This is a genomic window from Devosia sp., assembly GCF_034675085.1.
In the GTDB taxonomy this organism is placed as follows: domain Bacteria; phylum Pseudomonadota; class Alphaproteobacteria; order Rhizobiales; family Devosiaceae; genus Devosia.
This window is the reverse complement of record NZ_JAUCDN010000340.1, coordinates 1-3,453: the sequence shown is the minus strand read 5'-3', so window position 1 is coordinate 3,453 and position 3,453 is coordinate 1. Positions and strand designations below refer to the sequence as shown.

3 protein-coding genes and 1 tRNA gene are annotated in these 3,453 nt (G+C 68.8%); 1 reads left to right on the top strand and 3 read right to left on the bottom strand.

Annotated features, from left to right (window positions below):
* The first annotated feature begins 2 nt into the window (after nt 1-2).
* Nucleotides 3-302: an HNH endonuclease signature motif containing protein gene (locus VDP82_RS18075; protein WP_416347129.1), complete on the top strand. Its 300-nt coding sequence runs from the start codon at nt 3-5 to the stop codon at nt 300-302.
* A gap of 130 nt (nt 303-432) precedes the next feature.
* On the opposite strand, the gene VDP82_RS15920 is transcribed toward VDP82_RS18075, so the two are convergent.
* From VDP82_RS15920 to VDP82_RS15910, 3 genes are all read right to left on the bottom strand, one after another.
* Nucleotides 433-509: transfer RNA gene (locus VDP82_RS15920), tRNA-Arg, on the bottom strand.
* A gap of 115 nt (nt 510-624) precedes the next feature.
* Nucleotides 625-2,058, bottom strand: coding sequence for a HAMP domain-containing sensor histidine kinase (locus VDP82_RS15915; protein ID WP_323015809.1), 1,434 nt, complete (start codon nt 2,056-2,058; stop codon nt 625-627).
* Nucleotides 2,059-2,119: 61 nt separating this feature from the next.
* A partial coding sequence (locus VDP82_RS15910) for an FAD-dependent oxidoreductase (RefSeq protein WP_323015808.1) occupies nt 2,120-3,453 on the bottom strand: 1,334 nt, incomplete at its 5' end.

The following is a 3,453-nucleotide window of genomic DNA, read 5'->3' as shown; positions in this document are numbered from 1 at the left end:
TCATGGCTCCATCCTATTTGGAAGTTGGATCCTCCGGCAAACCCGGTGCGGTTCAGTACTGTGGCTGCGCCATGTTGCCAGCGTCGGACAAAAGCTCATCTAGATGCACTGCGGAACACCTTCGTGCGCGATGCGATGGTGGTAAAGATGTTCTCGAAAATGTTGTGGCTGCTTGTTGGCTCTGCAACAACCGGCGTCACCGGCGAAAAGTGCCACCGGCACCGGAGGACTACAAGAGGCTCGTGCGCAATAGAATTTCCAGGGGGCGATGGATTGCTTCCGCGTCGGCACCAGTGCCCTGAATTCGACGGGATCTGATGTCCGCTTTCTGGAGGCGGCGCTCGGTGACGCAATGACGGAAAAGAGGGCGCGTTGCAGACCGACTCCATTGCAGAACCGAATACTGCGGAACTTGATAGCTAGCTAGCGAAATGGCGCGCCCGAAGAGATTCGAACTCCTGACCCCCAGATTCGTAGTCTGGTGCTCTATCCAGCTGAGCTACGGGCGCGCATGCCGATGATACGGCGGTGAGGCGGGCGGTGGCCTTGGCCTCAGGCGGCGCAACCCATACATGGGTGATCCGGGCTTGGCAAGCGGCAGGGGGAGAGTTTTTTCGTCATCCCCTATTGTCCGGCCAGAAGCAGGCTGCGCGGCAGGATGAGATCGAAGCGCGTCCCCGCGGGCTGCTCGCCCAGAATCAGCCTGCCGCCATGGGCCTCGGCGATTTCACGGGCGATCGCCAGGCCCAGCCCGGTGCCGCCGGAGCGGGCCGAGCCTTCGAAGGCGACGAAGAGTTTTTCGCGCGCCCGGGGGGCGAGGCCGGGGCCGTTGTCGCAAACCGAGAGCGTTATTTCTTCCGCACCCGTGGAAAACAGCACGCCGATTTCGGGCGCGGCGCGGCCATTGCCGGTCCCTTCCAGCGCCTGGCGGGCATTCTTGAGCAGGTTGACCAGCAGCCGGCCGAGCTGGGCGGCATCGGCATTGAGGCGCGTGCCCTCGGGCACGGCATTGGTGAAGGCGATGCCGGGATGGCCCGAAAGGCCGGCCTCGAACGCGGCCTCCTCGGCCAGCAGATGCAGATCGAGCGGCGCCAGCATCGGTGGGGCGGCGGTTTCGCGGCCATAATCGATCACCGACTGGGCAAAGCCGATGGCCTTGTCCAGCGTGTTGACCAGGCGCGGCGCCAGCCTTTGCACCTGCGGATCGTCCAGCGTCGCCACCTGGTCGGACAGCAGCTGGGCGGAGGTCAGCATATTGCGCAGGTCGTGGTTGATCTTGGCCACGGCCAGGCCCAGATCGGCCAGGTGCCGGCGCTGGCGCAGCATGGAGAACAAATCCGATTCCATGGCCTCCAGCTCGCGCTCGGCAATGCCGATCTCGTCACGCCGGGCCGAGGGGGCGATGATGCGGCCGGCATTTTCCGGCGCCTGGCGGAATTCGAGCATGTTCCGGGTCAGCCGGCGGATGGGGTGGATGAAGAAGCGGCTGGCCAGCAGATAGAGCACCAGCGCGGTGACGGCGGCGATGGCCAGCGAGACGAAGCCGATCTGGCGCGAATAGACCAGCATGTCCTGGCGCAGCGGCCGCTCGGGCATCAGCACTTCGATGAGCGCGGCCTCGTCCTCATCGAGCCCGACGATGCGCAGGGTGCGGCCCGGCGCGGCAAAGAGCGTGTCGGCGGCGCCGATGAGCAGGCTCATCAGGTCGCCCTGGCGCAGATCGGCGGTCACCACCGCCTGCGGGGTCACCGGATCGGCCAATTCGATGATCTGGCTCTGGCCTTCGCGGCGATAGACGATGGCGTGGGCGCCGGCGGAGGTGAGCAGGCGGTCGGTCAACTCGCGCGGCACCGCCAGAACGTCGGGCACGGCGTCGAGCACGCGCGCCGCCACCGTGCCCACGCGCAGCCGGTCATTGAGCCAGCCGGCGCGGAAATTGGCGAGCGAGGGCAGATAGACCACGATCTCGACCAGAAGGATCACCGCGACGATGGAGGCGATGAGCTTGATCGACAGGCCCGAGAACCGGCCGGGCAGGACACTGCGTTGGTCTGTCATTGGCGCCATTATAAGGGCTGGGCGCGGGCGGCGTAAGCCCCCGCGGCGGGAGAGGTTTTTCCTACCACCAGAGGCGGCGGCGGGGGCGCCGCGCCCCATATTGCCCGGCAATGTCGATCAGGGCGGCGGCCAGATTCACGGGGGGCAGCGCCAGGCGCTCGACAGCGCTCAGGGAAAGGCCCTTTTCCATGCAGAGCGCCAAAAGCGCGATGATCTGCACGGCGCCGGGGCCGACAGCCGCCCCGCCCGAGATGCGCCCGCCTTTGCCGCTGGCCAGCGCCAGCAGCCCCTGCGCCTCGCCCATGGCCCGGGCGGCGTCGTTCTCGGCCAGGTTGGCGCGCCAGAGCGTTTCGCCCGGGCGCAGGGGCTCGATCCGCCCCGCCTGGGCCAGCGCCGGCTCGGTGAGGACGAATCGCGGCAGCGCCTCCGGTGAAAGCCGGCCCGGACCGTGGCCGGCGAGGCGCTCGACCAGCAGCGCCGCCTGCCGCTCGGCGATATGGGGCTCGTCCGCGAGCCGGGTGACGCGGCGGTCGACTATTTCAGAACCCTGGTTCCTGCGGCCCATGGCCACCAGGATATGGGAGACGTCGAGGCTGGCCGGGCCGTCGGCGCGCATGAGGGCGATGCCGATGCCCTGGCGGCGCGGCTGGATGGCGCTGACCTCGGCGTCGTCGAGAATGTCCAGCCCTTCCTCACGCAGCGCCCGCAGCAGCAGGGCGACCGGCTCGGGGGCGAAGCCGGGCAGCGGTCCGCCCTGGGGCACCAGGCTCACCTGGGCGCCGAGCCGGCGATAGGCCTGCGCCAGCTCGAAGGCCTCGGGCGTGCCCCCGATGACCAGCAGATGGGTGAGCTTGCGGATATTGCCGGCAATGGAATCGGGGGTGAAGAAAGCCACCTTGTCCAATTCGGGCAGCGGCGGCACCACCGCTTCGCTGCCCATGGCCAGGGCGAAATGGCGGGCGCGGATGATGGTCTGGCCGATGGCGAAGCGTCCGGGCGCGACGAACTCCCCCTCCCCCTCGATCAGGCGAACGCCCAGGGCGGCCAGCCGCTCGGGCGTGTCGCGGCTGGCGCCGGCCTTGGCCATGGCGGCGGCATGGGCGGCCACGGCGCGGAAATTGAGCTTGGGCTCGGCCTTGTCCAGCCCCAGGGCGCCAGCGCTGCGCAGGGCCTGGGCGCGGGCGGCGCTGGCCATCAGGGCGGCGCGGCGCAACCGGCCCTGGGGGGCGTCGCCCGGCTCGGGGCCGGGGCGGGCCACCAGCACCACGTCGAGCCCGCGGGCGCTGGCGCGGCGGGCGAGGGAAAGTCCCAGCGCCCCGGCGCCGATGACGCATAGATCGGGTTTGATGATGTCCGCCATTGCCCCCAGGAAGCAGGAGATGAGCCGGCCCGATT

Excerpts from the sequence above, each read along its gene's own strand:
- VDP82_RS18075 (WP_416347129.1), top strand. The coding sequence starts at position 3 with ATGGCTCCATCCTATTTGGAAGTTGGATCCTCCGGCAAACCCGGTGCG.
- VDP82_RS15915 (WP_323015809.1), bottom strand. The coding sequence starts at position 2,058 with ATGACAGACCAACGCAGTGTCCTGCCCGGCCGGTTCTCGGGCCTGTCG.